Source organism: Cognatilysobacter xinjiangensis (assembly GCF_014651995.1).
Taxonomy (GTDB): domain Bacteria; phylum Pseudomonadota; class Gammaproteobacteria; order Xanthomonadales; family Xanthomonadaceae; genus Cognatilysobacter; species Cognatilysobacter xinjiangensis.
Window position 1 is genome coordinate 1 of the sequence record NZ_BMXY01000008.1, and the last position, 1,183, is coordinate 1,183.

The 1,183-nt window shown below is 66.4% G+C and carries 1 protein-coding gene; it reads left to right on the plus strand.

All coding sequences use genetic code 11. The features are described from left to right. Positions 1-1,183: elongation factor Tu (gene tuf / locus IE066_RS14690; RefSeq protein WP_189451282.1), on the plus strand; the 1,183-nt coding region annotated here is incomplete at both ends.

A 1,183-nucleotide genomic window follows, 5' to 3' on the forward strand; every position in this document is an offset into this window, starting at 1 on the left:
AAGGGTAAGTTCGAGCGCACCAAGCCCCACGTGAACGTGGGCACGATCGGTCACGTGGACCACGGCAAGACGACGCTGACGGCGGCGCTGACGAAGGTGGGTGCCGAGCGTTTCGGTGGCGAGTTCAAGGGTTACGACCAGATCGACGCGGCGCCGGAAGAGAAGGCGCGTGGCATCACGATCTCGACGGCGCACGTGGAGTACGAAAGCGCGGTGCGTCACTACGCGCACGTGGACTGCCCGGGCCACGCCGACTACGTGAAGAACATGATCACGGGTGCGGCGCAGATGGACGGCGCGATCCTGGTGTGCTCGGCCGCGGACGGCCCGATGCCGCAGACGCGCGAGCACATCCTGCTGTCGCGCCAGGTGGGCGTGCCGTACATCGTCGTGTTCCTGAACAAGGCCGACATGGTGGACGACGCCGAGCTGCTCGAGCTGGTCGAGATGGAAATCCGCGAGCTGCTCAGCAAGTACGACTTCCCGGGCGACGACACCCCGATCATCGCGGGCTCGGCCCGTCTGGCGCTGGAAGGCGACCAGTCGGAGATCGGCGTGCCGGCGATCCTGAAGCTGGTGGACGCGCTGGACACGTTCATCCCGGAGCCGGAGCGTGCGATCGACAAGCCGTTCCTGATGCCGGTCGAGGACGTGTTCTCGATCTCGGGTCGCGGCACGGTGGTCACGGGCCGTATCGAGCGCGGCATCATCAAGGTCGGTGACGAAATCGAAATCGTCGGCATCCGCCCGACGCAGAAGACGACGGTCACGGGCGTGGAGATGTTCCGCAAGCTGCTCGACCAGGGCCAGGCGGGCGACAACGCCGGTCTGCTGCTGCGCGGCACCAAGCGTGACGACGTCGAGCGCGGCCAGGTGCTGGCCAAGCCGGGTTCGATCACCCCGCACACCGAGTTCGAGGCCGAGGTGTACGTGCTGAGCAAGGACGAGGGCGGCCGCCACACGCCGTTCTTCAAGGGCTACCGCCCGCAGTTCTACTTCCGCACGACCGACATCACCGGTTCGATCGAGCTGCCGGAAGGCGTCGAGATGGTGATGCCGGGCGACAACATCAAGATGACCGTGACGCTGATCAACCCGGTCGCGATGGACGACGGCCTGCGCTTCGCGATCCGCGAAGGCGGCCGTACCGTCGGCGCCGGCGTGGTGGCCAAGATCATCAAGT